At 38.5% G+C, this 22,077-nt stretch carries 16 protein-coding genes; all 16 read right to left on the bottom strand.

The genetic code is table 11. From position 1 onward, the window contains the following. Positions 1-210 precede the first annotated feature (210 nt). Positions 211-2,223, bottom strand: a complete 2,013-nt coding sequence (locus ABIB40_RS01085) for an MGH1-like glycoside hydrolase domain-containing protein (RefSeq protein WP_354355071.1) — start codon at positions 2,221-2,223, stop codon at positions 211-213. Positions 2,224-2,226: 3 nt separating this feature from the next. Beyond that, on the bottom strand, positions 2,227-3,687 hold the full coding sequence (locus ABIB40_RS01080; protein ID WP_354355069.1) for a family 43 glycosylhydrolase: 1,461 nt from the start codon (positions 3,685-3,687) through the stop codon (positions 2,227-2,229). Position 3,688: 1 nt separating this feature from the next. Next, positions 3,689-4,675 (bottom strand): hypothetical protein, encoded by a 987-nt coding sequence (locus tag ABIB40_RS01075; RefSeq protein WP_354355067.1) that lies wholly within the window; start codon positions 4,673-4,675, stop codon positions 3,689-3,691. A gap of 7 nt (positions 4,676-4,682) precedes the next feature. Next, on the bottom strand, positions 4,683-5,711 hold the full coding sequence (locus ABIB40_RS01070; RefSeq protein ID WP_354355065.1) for a glycosyl hydrolase: 1,029 nt from the start codon (positions 5,709-5,711) through the stop codon (positions 4,683-4,685). An 11-nt stretch (positions 5,712-5,722) separates the two neighbouring features. Then, positions 5,723-7,273: a glycoside hydrolase family 28 protein gene (locus tag ABIB40_RS01065; RefSeq protein ID WP_354355063.1), complete on the bottom strand. Its 1,551-nt coding sequence runs from the start codon at positions 7,271-7,273 to the stop codon at positions 5,723-5,725. A gap of 17 nt (positions 7,274-7,290) precedes the next feature. Beyond that, complete coding sequence (locus tag ABIB40_RS01060; protein WP_354355061.1) at positions 7,291-9,540, bottom strand: GH92 family glycosyl hydrolase; 2,250 nt, start codon at positions 9,538-9,540, stop codon at positions 7,291-7,293. Positions 9,541-9,669: 129 nt separating this feature from the next. Further along, positions 9,670-10,863, bottom strand: a complete 1,194-nt coding sequence (locus tag ABIB40_RS01055; protein ID WP_354355059.1) for an AGE family epimerase/isomerase — start codon at positions 10,861-10,863, stop codon at positions 9,670-9,672. 27 nt (positions 10,864-10,890) lie between these two features. Further along, complete coding sequence (locus ABIB40_RS01050; RefSeq protein ID WP_354355057.1) at positions 10,891-12,096, bottom strand: glycoside hydrolase family 130 protein; 1,206 nt, start codon at positions 12,094-12,096, stop codon at positions 10,891-10,893. 25 nt (positions 12,097-12,121) lie between these two features. Beyond that, a complete protein-coding gene (locus tag ABIB40_RS01045; protein ID WP_354355056.1) occupies positions 12,122-13,759 on the bottom strand; it encodes a glycoside hydrolase family 28 protein in 1,638 nt (545 codons plus the stop codon). After that, positions 13,749-14,672 carry an MFS transporter gene (locus ABIB40_RS01040; RefSeq protein ID WP_354355054.1) on the bottom strand — a complete coding sequence of 308 codons (924 nt, stop codon included), beginning with the start codon at positions 14,670-14,672 and terminating at the stop codon, positions 13,749-13,751. The genes ABIB40_RS01045 and ABIB40_RS01040 overlap by 11 nt, the downstream gene beginning before the upstream one ends. Before the next feature lie 55 nt (positions 14,673-14,727). Continuing rightward, positions 14,728-15,147 (bottom strand): MFS transporter, encoded by a 420-nt coding sequence (locus ABIB40_RS01035; protein WP_354355052.1) that lies wholly within the window; start codon positions 15,145-15,147, stop codon positions 14,728-14,730. A gap of 30 nt (positions 15,148-15,177) precedes the next feature. After that, positions 15,178-16,335 carry a glycoside hydrolase family 26 protein gene (locus ABIB40_RS01030; RefSeq protein ID WP_354355050.1) on the bottom strand — a complete coding sequence of 386 codons (1,158 nt, stop codon included), beginning with the start codon at positions 16,333-16,335 and terminating at the stop codon, positions 15,178-15,180. Then, positions 16,332-17,630, bottom strand: coding sequence for a glycoside hydrolase 5 family protein (locus ABIB40_RS01025; RefSeq protein WP_354355048.1), 1,299 nt, complete (start codon positions 17,628-17,630; stop codon positions 16,332-16,334). The genes ABIB40_RS01030 and ABIB40_RS01025 overlap by 4 nt, the downstream gene beginning before the upstream one ends. Before the next feature lie 18 nt (positions 17,631-17,648). After that, positions 17,649-18,920, bottom strand: a complete 1,272-nt coding sequence (locus tag ABIB40_RS01020; RefSeq protein WP_354355046.1) for a glycoside hydrolase family 26 protein — start codon at positions 18,918-18,920, stop codon at positions 17,649-17,651. Between the two features lie 320 nt (positions 18,921-19,240). Continuing rightward, positions 19,241-20,389, bottom strand: a complete 1,149-nt coding sequence (locus ABIB40_RS01015) for an IPT/TIG domain-containing protein (RefSeq protein ID WP_354355044.1) — start codon at positions 20,387-20,389, stop codon at positions 19,241-19,243. A gap of 8 nt (positions 20,390-20,397) precedes the next feature. Further along, the gene (locus tag ABIB40_RS01010) at positions 20,398-22,062 is read right to left on the bottom strand and encodes a RagB/SusD family nutrient uptake outer membrane protein (protein ID WP_354355042.1); all 1,665 of its coding nucleotides are present in this window, start codon (positions 22,060-22,062) and stop codon (positions 20,398-20,400) included. Positions 22,063-22,077: the final 15 nt, after the last annotated feature.

Genomic DNA, 22,077 nt, shown 5'->3' with positions numbered 1-22,077 from the left:
TTAACAGTTAAAAAATAAAGCCAAACTGCTAAGCTAATTAAGACTCTGTTTAAATTTGGTTAAAGAAATTACTATAACCAACTTGGTGGAATCGGCCTAGCAGCAGTTTGGAGGAAAAAACGCTAGAATCTGATTGCAGATACCAGACATTTTACGGCTTCGCCGAGGCTTGCGATATTATTTGAATCAATATTAACAATCGAACTAATGTTAATATGCTCTAATCTCTGATACCGCCGTGTAAAAACGATCTCCACTATTTTTTACAGAGAGTCTGATTTTATTTATCGCTTTGCGTTTAAAGGAAATAATATCGGTCAAGACATTCGAATTGCTATTTTTCACCGCTTTCAACGTTTTCCATCCTTCCCCATTATCATACTCCAACAGGTAATTTTTGGGCTTTTTGAATTCCTTTAATTGTTCAGAAAATAATATTTTGATTTGACCTATCTCCGTCTTTTTCCCAAAGTCTACTTCTAACCAGTCGAGCGCATGGGTAGATCCTGCGTTAGTCCAACTGTTTCTAACGTTTTTAAAATCCCAATTACGACCGTCGATGGCCATGTATGGTAAGTAGTTTTTAGCAGTAAAAGACGCCTTTGCCATTGGAAAACCTTTTCCACTTACATTAACCATCAGGTTTACTTTCCCTGGAATTTTACTTATAATCTTTTTTTCACCAACCAGATAGGTGTCATTACCTAATGTTTTTACTAATTTACCATCTACAAAAACAATTAAACCAGCACCTTGCTTGTATTTTTTTCCATCTCGATCATATAAAACGCTAAGTACATGGCCGTGGTAAGCCACGTTCTCTAAACAAAAATAATTAATATTTTTCCCTACTAAAGGCTTTACCTTAACCGCGTTATTTGCCTGAGGTTCAATACCGCATAGCCCAGAAATAATTAGGTTACCAAATCCAGAGTGATTGTAATGTTCGCTGCGTTCATCAATGTAAACAATAGGTTCAGGTTTGTCTGGATTATAATCTTCTAAGATGTTTAAAGAGTCTTTGTAATAATGCTGTTTGGCATATTTCTTTAGCTGAAGCGTATAATCATCTGCCGTTAGGATGCGTTGATGATAATTATGAAGCAAATTTGCCATGCCCATTAATACTTGAGTAGTTTGGAAAGGCCAGCTTGGTCCGTTCCATTGACATTCTTTTAGCCCGGTGCCATTATCATACCGATATTGGCGCATGTAATACGGAAAACTTGGCTCAACAGTCCTTAATCCGTATTTGCCGTTAAGTTCTGTACTATCTTTAACATGAGACCAAGCTTGACTGAATTTCTTATCATCATCAGGAAGGTTAAAAGTCCAAGGCACGTAACCCACCAATTCTCTACCCGGAATAAAATCCCAATATTTTACAAACTCGTTCGTTACCTTATATCTATCAGTAAAATGTTGAAGTTTTTCATTCCACATATCCCGCTGAAAATCGCTTTTCAATTGTTTAGCTTTTGCGGCAAACAGGTTTGCTGTTGCGCTATCTTTATTTAGCAAAGCAACGTTCTTAATTGCCAAGGCATTGGCGTACATATATGTATTTATGGATGGGCGGAAAGCATCTCCACCCCTAAAGCCATCTTTACCACCATTTGCCAAAATTGAGGATATGGTATATTCTGTTGCATCGCTAATCGGTTCTACATAATAAAGCTTTTTTGCAGGATCATAGTGGTCATTCCAAGCATTGTAAATCCTAACCATATCGCTGAGTTGAGAAGTAATAAACTTCTTATCAGGATTGACCAAATAATTGGCATAGGTAGCATTGGCGATGGCTTCGGTAAAATGCCTATCGTTGCCGCCTTCTTTGTACATAAAATTGATGTAATCTTCTACATATTCTGGGTTTTTGAGCCATCTAGCCTCATAAATATGAAATGTGGTTGCACAGTTTATGGTATTCCAAGGTTTAAGGTCCCAAGTCATGCCGTTTAAAAATTCTGTAAAAGCATGGCCTGCAGCGCCAAGATCTATTACATGACTTTTAAGTAAACGCCATCTGTAATAATAAACTTCTTCCAATGTTTTATCAGAACACTCAAAAAATGGGATGTTTTGCAAATACCAATTGGCATCTTTACCATATTGTAATTTTGCAATCTCTCGTTCGTTTAAAAATTGCCCAGATTTAGATTGGCCAAAAGCCGAACGGCCTATCAGAAATGCGATAAAAATGACTAAAAAAACCTTCTTCATACCTTAGTAAACCTTAACTTCCCATATCCCTGGTCTAGGATTATCTTGATTGTTTCTCAAGGTTATTCTAATAAACCTGGCTTTCATATCCTTATCGGTGACCATAGGCGATCCGATTTTAGTGTTTTCCCATTTATCGTCGGCAAGTTTCCATGTCTTCTGATCATCAGAAAGCTCCACTTTATATTGGTAGGCTTTTATCGGAAATTCTGGAAATACTTGAATTTCCTTAAACGATTTTACGCTACCAAGATCTAACTGCAACCATTCTTCAGCATATTTACCGCCAATCCACAACGTGCCATTGTTCTCATCTACAGCATATTTGGCTTGCGTAATCACGGAGTCTAAATCGTGCGAACTGGTTACCTTACTTTCAAAGGCAATGTTTGTTCGACTAGCCACATCTTGTAATGCCGGCACTCCTTTATGGGTAGTTACCACACGTTTAATTGAACCATCTGAATTAAAAAGTAGCTCATCTGCAGCAACCTGACGTAGCTTTTGAGAAATCGGATAGCTGTCTAACGTATTAAACCGATGATAAACAATGTAGTACTTGTCTTTAAACTTTAATATTGTATGATGACCGGTAGATTTGATTTTGTTGTCGTAATCGTCTGTACTTAAAATTGGTCGGATCATGCCTTCTTTCCAAGGACCAAAAGGCGTTGGACCTGTAGAATACCTTATCTGGTAAGTTTCATCCCAAGTTTTGCCCCAAGAGTAAGAAAAATAATACATTCCATTTTTCTTAAACATATAAGGTGCCTCAAAATAGTGTGGTGGGGTAACATCTTGCGGCATCCCGTTAAAAGAAACCATATCCGGATTTAGTTTCGCACCTAAACACCGACCTTCTATGTCGCGGCCAGAGTCAGAGGATCCCCAATACAAATAGGCTTGCCCGTCATCATCAACAAAACACTCTGCATCTATGGTTTCTACATAAAAATATTCTTTATGCCTTACAAGCGGGCCATTATCGGCTCTAGCATTTTTCCACGGACCGGTTGGCTTATCCGCAATTCCTACCCAAATTTCTTGGCCAATGGTTACGTACATGTAAAACTTGCCATTTTTTGCTTTGATAACGCTAGGCGCCCACACTCCGGAAGCAGTTCCAGTGGTACTTTTACATAATTCTTTTGTCGGCCAATTAAGGTATTCAGCCTTCCAGTTTACAAAATCTTTAGAAGACCATACCACCATTTTGTTAATGTCGTTCCAGTTCGGCATGTCACTCGTTGCATAAATGTAAAACGTACCATTATCTTCTATAATGGTTGGGTCAGCATAATAGCCTGGCAAAAGCGGATTATGGTTTTTTGGCGCATTAAATTTAGAACCTTTATTTAACCAAAGGTTAATAACCGATTGATCTGGATTCTGTGCGAATGCCGAAACGCTAATAAATAGCACAAATGCAGTTAGTACGTAGTTTTTTGTAAGTTTTCTTTTCATATCAATGTTTGTTGGGCCAATCCCAGTGTATTAAATCATCGCTCCAGGCAATGCCGATAGAAGCGTTTTTATCAAAATCTCCCTGTTCCTCGGTCTTTGGACCCGAGCCATGGAAAAATAGCACATATTTACCGAAATTTTTATTCTTTTTTAGATTGACCATAACGCCGCCAGTAATTCTTCCCTTAGCCCAATCCCATTGTTGTTGCCCAAGCGTAATTAGGTTTCCCCAATCTTCCCAATGAATCAAATCCGTAGATTTTTTAATGGCAATGCCGTTCTTTGGCGAATGCATCAAAATGTATTCATTGTTCTCGTACAACACGCAAGCATTCTCTCCAGATGCGGTGTGACCAAAAAATTTCCAAATTCGCAAGTCGTAACTGTAAGATATGCTTACGCCGTTTTGTTTGTAGAAACACCACCATTTTCCGGGTTCCTGCTCATCCGCCAATAAATAAGGATCGATCATACGGCCCATATTTTTAAAAGAAACTTCTGGCCCTTTTACTTTCATAATTTCTGGTGTGCTCCAATGTTCTAAATCCTTGCTGCGCATAATGTATAGGCGTGCATCGCCACTACCAAACTTCGGCATTTGATTAACCAAATAATTAGGTCGCGGATAAGTCTGTAAGCAAATAATCCATTCGTTATTGTACCTTATCACATTTCCAGGGCTACAAAAATCCAAAGACATGTCTTTGGGTGTGATGATTTTGATTGGCGACCATTTTTTTAAATCTTTCGATTCGCTCATGGCTGTGTAGGAATAGACTTTACCTTCTTCTGTTCTTACCAAAGTAAAAAATAGGTACATTTTTTTATCGTAAAAAAGAATGGCAGGATCTCTATAAGCTGTTTTTTCATCACCCTTAAAAATAATTGGAGATTTTAGTTGAGTTAAAAAGTTTTGCTGTGCAAGCCCTTGATTGGCAACAAAAACCAGCAACATGCCTAAAGAATGCATTATCCTTTTCAAAATCATCTATATGCTATTTTCTATTTTTATAAATCGGCTTAATTTCGTCTCTCGTTATAACGGCTTTAGAATTAAATACGGTTTTGATGTCTTCTGTCTTATTTAACTTAAAAGACTTCTCGCTCCAAAGCATAAACCAAACCCAAGGTTGCTTTTTAAGCTGTTGCAAGGTCGGTAATATACTATTTTCTGTTAATGCTAATGGTTTTCCTCCAGCCAACTTATGCATTCTATCGTACCATTCTTGTGGATAAACTTCTTCAACATCTTTTTGCGGGTAAATATCGCAGCCCAATAAATCTACCTTATCAATACCCGGAAAAAAATCCTCCACGCCAAGTTTGGGTTTATCAGATGTCCAAGCCCAAAGAAGATTGTTTAAGTGATGATGGTTGGTGTAATAATCATACAGTTGATTCCACAACGCAATAAAGCCATTTGACCCTTTTCTACCACCCCACCAGAACCAATCGCCGTTCATTTCGTGGTAAGGTCTAAATATGACAGGAATTTTTGCCTCTTGCAATTCTTTCAATTTCGCAGCAAGCAAATCCATTTGAGCGCACCATTTTTTATACAGAGGCGTTCCCGGAGTAAGCAATTCTTTCCACTGCTGGTCTGTTAGCTTACTTATTACGCCACCTTCAAAAGGTGTCGGCTCGCCCATAACCGGATTAGCTTGATGATAAGTCATCACTACAATAGCGCCATTTGCAAACTGTTTTTTTATCTCGGGAACAAGTAAAGGGCGATACTTGATGTTGTCGATATCGTGCGTAGAATCGGCGAAGCCAAAATCACCACCCCAAATTGCAGGATATTTACCCGTAATTTTATAAAGGTCATCAACGTTTTCAGACATCCGTCCGATGACATTGTGTATCCCCGAAAGGGTTTTCTTTTGCGCGCTAATTTTGTATAAATAGTTTAATAGAGCTCTTGCTTCCTTACTTGCATTTGGATTGATCGGCGCGACATTTTGTGCACCAACAACAGAAATTCCGAAAAAACATACAAGCATGCTACAAAATAATCGCTTCATCATCATCTATTTTAATTCACGTTTTCCTTGCTCAATTCCGTTTTATCTAGGTCAGTTTTAATTCCCGTTCCATCTATCAGCGCCACCGATTTTAAGCTTGAGTTTGACGGAGAGGACGTACCTTTTATCTGATGTAAACTAAGATTTTTAAAATCTTTTACCGTTATCGCATTTGTAAAATAGGAAGGAATGGAATCAGGCCATTCGAGTTTAAAATCTTCGATGGTTAATCCATCTACATATTGCGCATATAAACCTGGTATGTCATGTTTGAAGATTTGATTTTTTTCTCCAAGAACACCTCGTAAATCTATATTTCCTCCAGCAACATCGTTTAACTTACTGTCTACTACCTTAAAAGTTATGTCTTTAAACGATAGATTTTGGATGGTGCTTTCGGAAGTTCCATAAACCAACAAGCCATTTTCTCCCTCGCAGATGATGTTGCTAAAATTAACGTTCCTAATTTTTCCAAGTTTTACGTCTTCCTTTCCCCGTATGGCCGATATGTGAATAGGTTCTCCATTTCCCCACCAATCTCCCGTTCTTAGTTTGGTTTGGACGTAAACATTAGAGATATTTATGTTTTCTAAAGAACCACGATCTCTTAAAAACAAACCTATCCCGCGGGTAGAATTTGTGATGTTAACATTGCTAATTTGGATATTTTTGACATCATTTTGGTCTAAAAATCCAATTCTAATGGCGCTAGAGGCTGATTGCAAATTGCAGTTACTGATCACTATATTTTCACAATCTTTTTTTATGCCTTTAAAGCCTGGTATTTCGAAATGATGATCATAACCCACAATGGCAATGGCATCATCTCCGGTGCGAATGTCGGCATTTGTTATTGTTACGTTAGAGCTGCTTGTTACATCTATGCCGTCTGCATTTGGCACCAACAAATTGCTCCAAAGCCTAATTCCATCTACCAATACGGCATCGCAATCTGCAAAGTGCAGGGTCCAGAAAGTGGCATTTAAAAGAGATACATCTCTCAGTGTAACCCTTTTACATTGGGCGAACAAAACCATTTGCCTTGGGCGAGGTTCAATTGGCACTACGGGTCCATCTCCAATTCCTGTTGATACTTTTCGGTAATTTCCCTGCTGTCTCGAATATTTAGTAGAAATAGAATCTATCTTCTTTGCCTTGTCGAATTCAAAAAAAGCGCTGTCGTTTCCATCAATTGCGCCACTACCTGTTATAGAAACATTTTCTGCATTCTCGGTAAAAATTATTCCATAATAATTGGTACCATAAGTAGGCTTCTCGTAACTTTTGTAATCTTTTATGTTGGCGCTTCCTTTAAGAATTGCACCTGTTTCTAAGTGTAGGTTTACATTGTTTTTTAATGAAAATGTTCCGGTAATAAATTGCCCAGATGGCACATACACTATTCCACCACCTTTGCTAGCGCACAGATCAATGGTTTTTTGTATGGCATTGGTATTTATCGTTTTGCCATCGGCAACAGCGCCGTAGTCTTTAATGTTGTAGGTTTGCGCATTCGATGCCGAAGCAATTAGAATGGCAAATAAAGTTGCGATTGCTCTCATTTTATTATGTTCTAGTTCTATCTATAAGATGGCGGTGCATCTGCCTCCTTGTTTCCCCAGTTTCTATTTGGCTTTTCGCCCATGGTAAAATCTACTACAGCTCCTTTTTGCATCAAATTCCAATCTAACCACAGGTTGGAGTTTGGCTTGCCATTTATCGACATCTTTTGGATGTATGCATTTTTGGCTTCGGCGTTTTTGCCGTTTATGGTTACCGTTTTACCATTTGCCAATTTAATCGTCGTTTTCTTAAACAACGGACCAGAAATCATAAACCCAGATTCACCAGGAATGTATGGATAAAAACCCATTGCAGAGAACACGTACAGCGCAGACATGGCGCCAGCATCATCATCGCCCGATAAACCCTCGGGTGAATTTGTATAATATTTGTTTACAATTTCTCGGTTATAATCTTGAGCTTTCCACGGGGTTTGTAAATAGTTATAAACGTAAGTTGCACCGAAACAAGGCTCATTGCCTAACCAATAATGGGGTTTTTGGGGTGCCCAGCCCACTTCTATTTTAGACATGAAAGTGTCTAATCGGCTTTCGATAAACTTCTTGCCACCAGCGGTTTCCACCAATTTTTTCATACTATGAGGCACACTCCAAAAATATTGGATCGCATTTCCTTCGTTATATCCTTTCTCTGTGGTTAAATCAAAAGGTTCTATAAATTTGCCATCAGCATTTCTTCCCTGAAGAAGTTTGTTTGTGGGATTGTATAGGTTAAACACGTTTTGCGAACGTTTTAAATAGTAATTCATGGCCTCCTTATCTCCAGCAGCTTCACATATTTTGGCAATAGAATAATCGTCGATACCATATTCCATCGTCATAGATGTGCCAAGTCCATTTTTATCAAAGGGTACGTAACCTAATTTTTTATATTCCTCTATATTTAACCAACCATGATTTCCTCTGTTGGCATAATAGTTCATAGACACTTTTTTCATCATGTCTTTCATACCCATAAGATCAAAATTTCTAGCGCCCATGGCATACATATTTGCCACAAAAGGAAACGGAGAGTAACCATTCATTACGCCATATTCTTGACTATTCATGCTCCAGTTGGGCAATGCTCCACCTTGCTGCGCATCCAAAAGCAAAGATTGTATCATGTCTGATGATTCTTTTGGAGCAATAATGCTTTGCAAATAGGCAGTGGTTCTATAGGTATCCCAAAGCGAAAAATTTACATATTTATTCCGTCCTTTTTCTATGGTATGGATTTTATCGTCGGCGCCGAAATACTGTTGGTTAACGTCGTTAAATACATTTGCTTGCAAAAGATTGTGGTAAACAGCCGTATAAAACGTTGATTTTTGATCGTCGGTACCACCATCTACCGTAATCTTGTTTAAATAATTGGCCCATTGACTTTGTGTTTTACTGAGAACATTGTTAAAATCCCAAGTAGGCGTTTCTGCATTTAGGTTAAGTAATGCATTTTCGGTGCTTACAAAAGAAAGTGCTGTGCGCAGCTTTACCTTTTTGGTGCCGTTTTTAAAACTGATGTAACTCGCGAAATTATTTCCCGAAGCGGTATCTCTCTCCGCAAACTTCTGTTTTCCAATCCAAACGCCACTTTCGGTTATCGGCGCATTAAATTTCATCACAAAATAAATTTTGTAAGGAAGATAAGCTGGATCTCGCCAACAAAATCCCCCAGTAGAAACCCAGCCAGAAACGGTATTTTTAGCCTTATCTATGTGCACTTCGCCATTGGCTATTCCATTAGCGCTATTTGTGGGAATAAAAATTACCCGTGGAGTTTCTGTTCCATTGTAGTCTATCTCACCAATTCCTGCCCGCTGACTTGTAGCAAAGCGGGTATTTAGTTGATAATCTTTTAACCCAACTTGATAATACCCCGGATTTGCTTTTTCATCTTGATGAGAGAATGCACTTTTATAAGCGTTTCTATTGTTAACTGGCGAGCTATCTAACTTGCCCGTTAGCGGCAGAAACATAAGGTCTTGCATGGCATGGCATCCTACACCGCTAAAATGGGTAAGTCCAAATCCCCTAATTTCTTTTTGCGCATATTTATAACCAGGTCTCGCGTCAACGCTATTGTAATCGTCAAACGTATTTGAAGGACTGATGGAAATCATCCCGAAAGGAGCTTGCGCACCCGGATAAGTATTACCAGATTGGCCAGTACCAATAAAAACATTTACGTAATCTATTGGTTTTTTCTGGGCCCAAAGCTGAAAGCTAAAGGCAGCCAAGACACCTATAATAATATATTTTCTCATAAACAGTTTATTAATAATGTCGATAAACAACATTTTTGGAAGAACTTTTGTTGAAATCAACTCCAACCCCAAGGTGGTTTTATCTTCAAAATGGCTTTTTAACGGTTAAGAATTTTAACTTTATTTAAATTATAAATAAATGGTCTTTAACCTATTGATAATCTCCATACAAGCTCTACTGTTGTGGTACGGACATTTCCAGAAACCGGCCTTATCTTCTCCCTGCATTAAGGATCCATCGGCATTAACGCCCCAAAACCATTCTCCGTTTTCTTTGTCGATGATGTGGTTTTTGGTGAAATTCCAGACCCCAATAAAATAGTTATAAAATGCTTTGTCGCCGCTGAGTTGGTAGGCATTCAGAAAACCAACCATAGCCTCTGCCTGCACCCACCAGTGTTTTTCGGCCACTTTATGGCCTTTATCAACGTCCAATTCGTAAATCATTCCACCGCTTTCGTCAATTCCCTCTATAGAAGCAACCGCAATTTCTACGGCAAGCTTTTTAAATTTGCTTATCAACTCCTCGTGGTGTAAAATTTCGGCAGCCTCTAACATTAACCAAGAAGCCTCTATGTCGTGGCCGTAAGAAACGATGTGGTGTTTTGATTGCCAATTTTCGTTAAAAAAAAGTACGAGGTGTTTCGTTTCTGCATTTAAGATCTTTTTTTCAAAAACCTGCAAAAGATTGGCAATCCGCTCTGCCAACTGTCCATCGGGCCAATACCTGTATAAATTTGTATAGGCTTCTAAAATGTGCAGATGCGTATTCATGGTCTTCTTTTCATTCGCATCTTTTTCGCTTAAACGCAAATCACCCACATCGCGCCAATCTCTCGACAGCGCTTCGAGGTAGCCGTTTTTTCCAACATCAAAACTGTGTACTTCTATGTCTCGATAAAGAGAAATGGCCAAATCTAACGCTTCCTTACAGTCGGCTGCTTCATAAAACTCTGCTAAACCGTAAATCGCAAACGCAATGGCATAAATTTGTTTTTTAGTGTCTAAAGGGTTTCCGTGCTCATCTACCGACCAATAAACACCTCCAAATTCGTTATCGACAAAATACGTCTTTAGATAATCGTAACTTCTCAAGGCAATTTGCAGATCACCTTCGTTTTTTTGTTGATTGTAGGCAGCAGAGAACGACCATAAAATCCTTGCATTTAAAACAGCACCCTTGGGTGCTGTTTTATCTACTTTATTTTCGTTGTCGATTTTCCCAAAGAAACCACCATATTCTTTATCGACAGTATGGTCTCTCCAATAGTTTAATATAGACAGCAGTTCATTCTCGAACTCAGCTTTTAAATCTTCTACCATGGTAACAAATTAAACAGCTTTTTAATGTCATGCAGTTGCAAGGCCATTTTTGCTTTCTGCTTTGACTTTTTTATTTCTGTCGATAAGGTTATTTATTTGCTTTACAGATGCTGCTGAGTTTAAGCCGTCTTCTGGGGTGTTTATCACATAATCTACCAATCTATCTATGCTCGACGTAGCGACATGCATACGGGTATCACTAGATGCGTAGTAAATAAAAACCGCTCCCGACTCATCGGCAATCCATCCGTTACTAAAAACCACGTTGGACACATCACCTACGCGCTCTATCCCTTCTGGCGCTAAGAAATATCCCCCTGGCTTATGGGTAATCTTTGTTAGGTCGTTCAAATCGGTCATAAACATATAGAGCACATATCTTAAACCTGCTGCAGTATTTCTAACCCCATGCGCAAGATGTAACCAACCCTGGGCGGTTTTAATTGGCGCAGGCCCTTGTCCATTTTTGCTTTCGTAAACCGTATGATATTCCTTTTTATACAGGATTTTTTCTTCAGCAATTTCCGCATTTTCTATATCATCCGCAAGGCCAAAACCAATACCTCCGCCACTGCCGGCTTCTATAAAACTATCTTGTGGCCTGGTATAAAAAGCATATTTTCCATCAACAAATTCAGGATGCAACACAACATTGCGTTGTTGGGGGGAAGGAGTTTTTAAATCGGGTAAACGTTGCCAGGTTTTCAAATCTTTAGTTCTTACAATTCCGCATTGCGCAAGTGCAGAAGTTTGATCGCCTACATGTGCTTCAGGATCTCTTCTTTCGGTACAAAATAAGCCATATATCCAACCATCTTCGTGTTGCACCAAACGCATGTCGTACATATTTACGTCTGCATTTGCAAAAGTTTCAAAAGAAATTGGGCGTTCCCAAAACCTAAATTTATCTATTCCATTGTTACTTTCTGCAATGGCAAAGAACGATTTACGATCTGAACCTTCTACCCGAGCGGCCAAATAATATTTTCCTTTGAACTTTATAGCGCCAGCATTAAAAACTGCGTTAATGCCTATTCTCTCCATCAAAAATGGATTACTCTTCTCGTTTAAATCGTATTTCCAAGCCAATGGAACATGCGATGCTGTTAATACTGGATTGAAATAGCGATCAAAAATACCGTTTCCAGGCAACTCTTTCTCGTTTGGCCTATTTACTAACGCGTTGTGGCTATCTTCGAGTAGTTTGAATCTTTTATTAAATATGCTTGTCATTTTTACTGGGATTTTTTTAGGTCTTTTATTTTTGTTTAATATTTACTTTTTTAGATGCACTACCCTCTACTACAATAGAGTTGGCAGCACTTGTAGTTTGTATGTTAATGTTTTCTGTATCTGTTCCGCTTACCGTTATGGTATTTTGGCTGTCTAAGGCGCGGATATCGATAAATCCATTTTTAGTATTCTGTAAAACAATCGATTGGTTTTCCTTACTTGTACTAAGGCTCTGCAAACTGCTGTTGGAAATATCGTAACCATCTACATTATTCAAAAATAGCGCATGTTCCCATAAACGTTCGGGTGCACTTTTGTTCCATGTTACCATTAGGTTTTCCATGGTGATGTTTTTAGCTTCCAAAATATCTATTGCATTTTTTGTGCGCTTATCTTTTTCGCGCTCGGAATTTACCTGCAGCGCAATGTTTGATAACGTAATGTTTTGGATAGAAGAATGATCGCTTTGCGGATAACCAAGGATGCTAGAGCTTCCCTCTACCGTACCTCTAATATTTTCTAACACCACATTTTTGATCATTCCTAGTTTAGAATTTTTATTTCTTTTGAACACGTTAAAATGGAAAGCCTCGCCATTGCCCCACCAAAAAAAAGGCTTTCTATAACAGTCTAAAAGAATGTTTGAGAAAGTAACGTTATCTACAATTGCTCCATCTCTAACAATAATGCCTATGCCTCTATTAGAATTGCTAATGGTGCAGTTCGAGAAGACAATTCGGCTGATGTTAGAATTGGTTTCGGTCCCAATTTTTAAGGCACAAGATGAAGAAGAAAGCACGCAATTGTTTACCAAAATATCTTCTGCCGTTTCGCTCCTATTACCTTGTATGGTGGTTTTAATACAGATGGCGTCGTCGCCAGTTTCTATGATACAATCAGAAACAACCACTTTTTTACAACCATCAATATCTAAACCGTCAGAGTTTACCCCGTTTTTTAAGCTAGATCTTATTTTAATTTTAGAAATAGTTATATGGTTGCTCCACTGAATGTGGCAACTCCAATTAGGCGAATTGATAATACTAACATCGCTCAAAGTAATGTGTTCACTGTCAGAAATATAAACCAACGATATTTTAGGATTTTTAACCCATGGCCGGTTCTTATCTACTCCAGATTTTCGTGCATTTTCGTTAAAACCCGGATAGGTATCATTATAGGTTACCAAGCTATAATAAAAACTCGGCTGACCAATAATTGAGCCGTTGCCGGTGATGCTTACGTTTTGCTGCTTTTTTACTACAATTAACGAAGGGATAAATGAATCGCCCGCATCTTCTAAACCTTCCTTATCGTTTTTATACAAGGTACTATCGGGTATGGCATAAAGGTTTGCACCGTTAGAAAAATGTAAATTGATGTTGCTTTTTAAATAAACGGTAGAACTATAAAAATTGCCATCAGGAACCAAAACTGTTCCGCCTCCGGCTTTGCTACAGGCATCTATAGCTTTTTGAATGGCCGACTGAGCGTTGAGTTTCGAGTTTGCTTTTGCCCCAAAACTGATAATGCTGTAAATGCCATTAACCTGGCTATATGCGTTACTTACGCATATAACCGAGGTTAGTGAACAAACCAACATTAACCAAAATAATTTTTTGCTGAACCTAAACATTTGTATCCAATAATTCTTATTGTTCATTTTCCTTTAACCGTCTGGCTGTTAATTCGTCGGTAACGGTTAACATAAAAGGATCACTTAGTTTGTAAAAGAAAATAAAAATTGCAGAGAGAATTGCGCCAGCGGCAGGTATAAAACTTAACATTAACCTGATACCTAATTGAGCATCTGCGGTTTGGGCTACATTGGCTTTAAAACCGTATATAGCCAACATCCATCCCGTTAAGGCACCACCTAATGTCCACCCTAATTTCTGAGACATAGACGATGATGAAAAGATAAGGCCTGTAGAACGGCGACCGGTTTTCCATTCAGAATAATCTGCAATATCTGCATACATAGACCAAAGTAAAGGAAAAATGCTACCTGCACATATACTGATCAAAAATTGGAAGACAAAGATTAAAGTTACATCTGTTTCGCCAAAAACATAGAAGACGCAACTTAATACAGATGCAATAACCATCATATAAAAAAACGTATTCTTTTTGCCAATTCTGTCTGATATAGGCTTTGCCAACACAACCCCAACAATATTTGCCGCTTGGCCCAATACCAAATATAGCGTACTGTAATTGATGGCAACTTTAAAAATAGGGAGTTCAAAAGCCTCTTGACTTTGAAAATAATATTTAAAATAGTAGATGGCAGATCCATCTCTCAAAGAATTAAAAATCAATGTAGAAATACCGGCACCCAAAAGGATAAACCAAGGCTTATTGGCAGCAAGATTTTTTAGATCTTCCTTTAATGAATTCTTTTGCTCCTTTGGCGGACGGACACGTTCTTTTGTCCACTTAAAGGTAAAGTAAAAGAATATTACAGCAATTACAGCATAAATAATCATGGTGTGTTGCCATCCTTTTTGCAAATCGATACCAGTTGATGTTTTGCTTAAAGCCGCCACAAGTGGTTCTGCGGTAGCTAAAACCAAAATACTTCCTGCGAAAGCAAAAATAAACCTAAAGGTAGAAAGCGTAGTTCTGTCTTTAATTTAAAGTCATTACCCCCATTAACGATGCATAAGGCACATTAATAAGTGAGTAAATCATCATCATTAGCGTGTAGGTAACGTAGGCATAAACCAATTTACCACCCATGCCTAAATCTGGTGCGGTAAAGGTTAGTACTCCGATAATTCCGAATGGTATGGCAACCCATAAAAGGTAGGGTCTAAACTTTCCCCACCTCGTTTCGGTTCTATCAGCCAGTATGCCTATAATTGGATCGAGGGCGGTATCCCAAATTCGAGTAACCAAAAACATAGTGCCGACTACGGCTGCAGAAATGCCGAAAATATCTGTGTAGTAGAAAAGCAGGTAAACAGAAAATAATTTCCAAAACATGGAAGAAGCGAAATCTCCGAAGCCGTAGGCTACCTTTTCTTTTAATTTTAAATTTTGATCCATCAAGAATGAATTAATAAAATAAATTTTAGATTACTTATATAGGTGTTGTTTAGCTACATCTTTCTCGAAAAGTGTTCGGTCTAACTTGTAAAAATCCTTAAAATTATCTGCAGATACTTGTCCGGTATACGGAGCATAATAGTGGGATTGCTTGTCCGCTTCTGTATATCCATTATTTCTCCAAACGAGCACGTAGGAAATCTTAAAATCTTTAATCGTATCCCACAGTGTTTGGGTCCACCAGTCTTTTGCCGGAATAACCTCGAAGCCAGTTTCTGCGAATGTGGGTAATTTATTGTGTTTTGTAGCAACAGAGTCTAAAATGCGTAAGCCATTTTTAACTTGCGCCATATATTTGGCAGAAGATAGAGCTAGCTCACTTTGATCTGAGCCTAACTTAGCAAATTGATAGTTATCAAAACTCACTACATCGGCATAATCGTCTCCAGGATAACGCTCCATATATTCCTTGGTATCGCTGAAGGTATTGGTATTGTAGATGTAAATGAGGTTATGCACATTCTTTTTATCTCTTAAATAATGTACAGTAAATTTCCAAAGCGCCACATAGTCTTTAACGGTGGTAGACTTTTTACCCCACCAAAACCAATCGCCGTTAAGCTCATGGTAAGGTCTAAAAAGTATTGGCACGGCTTTGCCATCACTGCCTTTTAAGCTTTTTAAGAAAGTAGCCACATTGTCTAACCACTCTGTATATCGAGCATTATTTTTGCCGCCCGGTAATATGGAAGTTGTTGCTTCTGTGTTGTCCCAGGCGTGCTGCAAGGTTGCAGGATTGTCAACATGCCAGCTTATGGTATTAACGCCGCCCATATCATAAACCTTTTTAACATATTCTCGTATTTTAGCAAAAGGCACAGTATCTAGGTTATTGGCTTTTTTATACTCTATATGTCCAATATCCCAACCAAATATTGCTGGGTAATCTCCTACTACATCTTTAACATCACTCCTTCCTTCCTCATACTTCCATGTGGTTCCGTAGGCTAAATCATCTTGATGGCCAAACATAATCCCCTTATCCATAAGCTTGAATAAGTTTTTATACAAGTTCTTAGTTTCGGTCGTTGCTTTTTTATCAATCAATTTATGCTGTTGTGCACAGGCAGTAGTTAGCGTTACATAACAGAAAGCCTTAGCTAGAAATCCAATTTTTTTGACGTTCATCTTTTATCTATCTTTTTTGCGTGTGTTTTTATTATTTTCCAAGTAGATTTATCTGAGGTAAATACAGAATTTAAGCCCTGCTCCTCGCCACCTGGATCTCCCATATAGTCATCTCCGTGTTTCCAAAATACTTGTCCTGGTATAGGTCTTGCAAGTCCTCCAAAAGACCAAAAATTTGTTCCGGCGATGATTTTGTTGTTTTCTGCAAACTCAAATACTTTGGTGTAAAATCTATCTCGATAGGAAGTTGAGGAATTGATATCAAAATACATTTTGTTCCTTGGCAAACCAAACTCTTCTATTACAAGTGGTTTGTTTAGCTCTTCCGCAATTTTAACGTGTTTTTTAATGTACTCATCGGCATTGTTAATAATGTTATCAAAACTGGTCGCAATGCTATCACCTTTAAACCAGCCCCAATTCTTTGGCCACAAATGTATGGTAATGTAATCGATATTTTTATCTGCATGAAGCTTAACAAACTCGTCGGTATTATTGTCCATGGCAATTTCGCCTTCGCTTCCGGTGGTAAGCAAATGGTTTTTGTCTATCGATTTTATTAATGCAGCGGTCTCGCTCATCCATTGTTGAAACGCATCCATAGCTTTCGGACGCATAGGTCTGGGCTCGTTAATAATTTCCCAAGCCATAATGCTCGAATCATCTACATACTTTACATTATTGATTGTGTTGGTATGTGCGAGAATATGTTTGATGTATTTTTGAAGATTGGCCTTACAAGCATCGCAAGTGTAAAACTGACTGATGTAATCACGATAGATATCCCAAGAGTAATCTGGATTTTTGGGCAAGGGCTGCTTTCCATGTCCATTCCACTCTAAATATTCGCCCAATCCGCCGCTCCACTCCCAAGTATTTGTAAAGTGCAGCACAACTTTCATATCGCGTTTAGCAACTTCGCTAAGCAAATAATCTAGTCCATACAAAACAGCATCTCTAAAAACACCTTTTTTTGGTTGCAGCGCATCTTCGTTTGCTACGCGATACTTGTAATCGCTCTCTCCTTCTGCCCCTAACATTAACCTAAGGTTGATAACGCCATTCTTTCTTAAGAAATCTAATTCTTTTTTTAGACGTATCTTTCCTTCATCGCCCTTAAGCGCGAGTAAAGAACCATACCAATAATTGGTTCCAACAAAGGTGTAAGGCTTGTTGTCGTTAACAAACTGTCCATCTTTTACCGTTACAAATTTGCTTTGTGCATTTAAATTTACACTGAAGCATAAAGCAAATAATAGAAAAATTGAAGATATTTTTAATTTATAACCTCTCATAATCTTGTTTAGCGTGTGTTATTTTATTTTGTACATATCAGGAGCTGTATCTCCAAAAACAATGTTTGAAGTATTCTTAAACTTCACAAAATCTGCAGCAACGGCACTTGGCCCACCTTGATACGGAGTCCAGTACGTACTAGAACTGTTACCCCATGCCAGTGCATAAGATATTTCTACCTTTTGTTGGGTTAATGCAGGCAAAAGAACAGTAGTATACCAGTCGGGTTTAGTTAAATTGCTTAATCCAGTTTCTGTTACGGCGGCAATTTTATTGTTGGCCTTGGCATAATCAGACATTATTTTAATTTTGTTGCTTGCAGCTGTAATACCTGCTGCACCCCCGCGATCGGCTGATAGATCATAATATTCATCAATACCCAAAACATCTACATAATCATTGCCTGGATATCTAGCTAAATAATCTGCCTCTGTGCTGGCGCCTCTATCTGGCGACCAAGAAAACAATATGTTGTGAAGCTTTTTAGCATCTCTTAGGTATTTAACGGTGTATTGAAACAAATCCTTGTATTGTTGAGCGGTACAATATTTTGCACCCCACCAAAACCAATCACCATCTTGTTCATGAAAAAGTCTAAATATAATAGGAATTGGTTTTCCATTATCGTCTTTCAAGCTACTAATTTGATCAGCTACCTGATCTAAAGACTGGTTGTAAACTGCGTTGTAACTTCCACCAGGTAAAATTTCAGGAACAGCCGCAGCGGGTGCGTTCTTGTAATAAAAATCTGCATTTGTTCCTTCGGTAGAACCATCTTGACCGGGCCTTTTGCTCAATGCCGGATTCCAATAATGCCAGCAATATGTATTTACTCCGCCCCTTTTATAGGCATCTTTAGTAAGTTGTCTAATCATATTGACTTGGCCATCAAACCAGCTGTTGCGTTGAAAAGATGCAACAAACAGCATATCCCAACCATAAACTGCCGGATACGCTCCTGTAACTTCTTTAACGTCAGATCTGCCTGCTTCGCCATTCCAATTAAAGCCTTGCTTGGTATCATCTTGGTGGCCGAACATAATTTTAGTTCTTGCCAAAACTTTCATATTGTAAAATAAGGCAGCTGTTTCATCTGTAGCATTTTTATCAACTAAAATGGCTTTAATGCCACTTAATGTAGTTGGCAAAACAGGACCTGTTGGTGGTGCAGGTGGCGGAGGTGGTGTTGTAACGGGCGGATTGATATCACTACCAGATTTTTTACAAGACGAAAATCCAACGATCAATGTAGCGCTAAGAAGTAGTAAATATTTTGTCTTATTTTTCATTTGTGTAATGGGTTAAGCTTAAACTGGTTGTTAACTACTCGTCAATAAGAGATTTTAGTTAAACGAAACTTATTTTTATATATTAGAATTTACAAATCTACTTTAGAAAATAAAGGTTTTAGAGGAACTCCTCTGATTAAAATAGGCCCATGTATTTAGATGTAAAACAGCAGGCAGTAGTTTTACCTTGACATTCTGCTTTAACTGTATAGCCATTAAAATGAAATTCCATTAAATATTTTATGCAGATTTTTAAAACGGATGTTAAACGATTAAGGTCACAAGTCAAACTGTGTTAATGACCTTAATCTCTTTTCTATCTAAGGTTTAACGTCAACAATACCAACATCATCGATATTGAATACGCTGTTGTTGCCGCTATACTCTTGAAACGTGATTTGATTTACAAACGTAACCAAAGGACTTTTTGCATCAACAAGGAATTTAAATGGCACGATGTAATCTGTCCACTTACCCTCAACTAAGATAATTTCAGTTGATGCATTATAGTTATTATTTAACAGTACGTGAACTTTCTTACCATTCGTACCCTTACCGCCGTATAAAGAAAATTTCATGGCGGCACTAGAATCCACAGGTAGCTTCACATCAACTTTATATCCAATGTTATCATATCCACCACCAAAAGCTATTTTCATAGAAGCTGTTCCTCTTTTCTGAAGTGTTGGATCTACAGTTGCATCTCCAAAAGTATACCAGCTATTTTCCAGTTGATCTTCGAAAATTGGGGTAGTAAAACCGAATACAGCCCCAGCTTGGTGAGCAGCTTTTACGTTATCACTAAGCTGACTCGTTCCGGATAAAAGTAATGGTCCGCTCACTAAACCACCGCCTTGGGTTGCTTTTGTAGTGACCATAATGCTTCCTGCTTTTAACCCAGCAGGCACGCTTACGGTTATTACAGTCGGTGATTTTGTGAGCACGGTGGCAGGTACAGTCCCAAATGTTACTCCAGTAAGACCATCAAATGTGGTACCAGTAATGGTAATAATATCACCAGCATTACCCGCAAGCTGATTAACCATTTCAATTCCTGGCAGCGGCTGCTCAATTATAAACGGTATGCTGGCTTCGCCGTACGCCGTTACTACCTTAAGCATGTTATCTGTTGCGCTGCTACTAAAAGGCGTAGTTGTAGGTATTGAGAATTGCAACGTGGTATTAGAAGCATAAGCAGCATTGAAATAAATAGACACACCATTAAGATATATCGCTTTAGTAGAAAGTAAGTTATTTCCTATAATGGCATACCTTCTATCAATTTTACCCGCATTTGTTGTGGAATCAAATGGTGTGATGGCCTGAGAATTTTGAGTACTTTGGAAAATAGTACGGACTCTCGTTATGGTGGGCGCACCATTGCCCTCTTCCTTTTTACAGGAGCTTATACCAACTACGATCAAGCACGACAGTAGGCAGTAAAATGATATTAATTTTAAATTTTTCATAGCTCTGATTATTTAAATGTATAAGGAACAGGAGATTGCAGTAACTCAGGATTAGCTGTTGTTTCGCCTATTGGTATAGGAAGCAAAAAGTCTGAAGCTTTTGGCGTAACCGCTGAATGATAAATGGTTTTACGATCATCAGCAAAAGTACCTCTCTCTTGCTGACTGATGATTTGAGTTGCTTTTGGATGCTGATTGGTTAAAATACCATTCCATCCATCTAGACGACAAAGGTCGAACCAATAATCATCTTCGATTGCGAACTCATGTCTTCTTTCATTCAAAATGTCATCTTGTAAAATTGTAGTGGGAACACTGTTGTTAAATGTTGCATCATAATTAGGATTAGGAACCATGTGGTTGCGATCTATAACGGTCAGTGGAGCCAAAGTTGCGCGTTTTCTGATAATATTGATGTAATTTAAGGCTTGCGCATCAGTAGATGTTTTGCTATTTCCAACAATGGCTTCTGCAGCAATCAAATAAACTTCAGCATAACGCATCAAATAGGTGTTGTTGGCAGAATTTTGCGCAGTGCCCAAGCCACCGTTGTCTGCAGGCGTTCCAACTATGTATTTCTTTATTGCAGCATTACTACCCTGTGCATTAACATTGGCTGGTACGGTATATCCCCCTGCCGCTGCGGTAATCTCTGGATAAAAATCTCCAGCTGTCATAATGGTCGCGTGCAGTCTAGAGTCGCCACCTTCATAAGATTTTTGCAAATCGATGGTTGGGCCCATTACGCTGTAACCATCACCTGTACCTGTTATGGTACCATTCGCAGCATTCGAACCTTGAAAAGGATTTCCATGACCGTAAGGGCCACCTGCCCATTGGATTTGGCAAATGCTTTCCTCATTATTGTTATTTGCAGTTTTGAATAAATCATTGTATGTCTTGTTAGGCACATCTATCCCGTACAATTTAAACTCGCCACTTGCGATTACCTTTTGCGCATACTTAAGTGCATTTGGGTAATCTTGCATATATAAGTATAATTTTGAAAGCATGGCAGAAGCCGAGCCACTTGAAACGTGTCCCTGAGTAACAGACCCGGTTCTGGTCATTGCGGTACAATTTGCTTCCGCAAATTTCATATCGTTGATCATAAAGGTGTAGATGTCCTGAATCCTATTAGGGGGTATCTTAAAGTCTGTTAAAAAATCGCTACCATTCTCAATAATTGGCACCGCACCCCATATTCTCACAATGTGAAAGTAAGCCATTGCACGCATGAAATGTGCTTCGCCTAATGCATTGTTTAACACCGCTGGGCTGACTGATGCACCTGCTCTTGAAGGCATCAAGTTTATAAGTGCGTTAGCTTGTTCCACAACCGTCCACAAGGAAGCCCAACCATCATCATTTACCGAATTTAGGTTTGTTACTGCTCCGTTAAGGTTTGCAAAGTCACTTACGTCTGAGGAGTAGCTTCTTCCGTTACCTCCAGTCATTTCGCAAAGTGCCCACATTGCTTTTGACACATACGGATACCACACTGAGTTATACAGGTTAAGCGTGCTTGATGACACCTGAGTATCATTTTGGTAAAAGTTATCAATGGTAATTGCACTCTCAGGTGGCCTGTTGAAAATTTCTTTCTTGCAACCAGTCGTAGTCAAGAGACCAGCAACCGTTGCAGTAATGATATATTTAATATTTGCTTTCATTTTAAAATTCTTTAA

The organism is Pedobacter sp. UYP30, from assembly GCF_040547165.1.
Taxonomy (GTDB): Bacteria; Bacteroidota; Bacteroidia; order Sphingobacteriales; family Sphingobacteriaceae; genus Pedobacter.
Note: the sequence above shows the minus strand (reverse complement) of the source record. Positions and strands in the feature narration are given on the sequence as shown.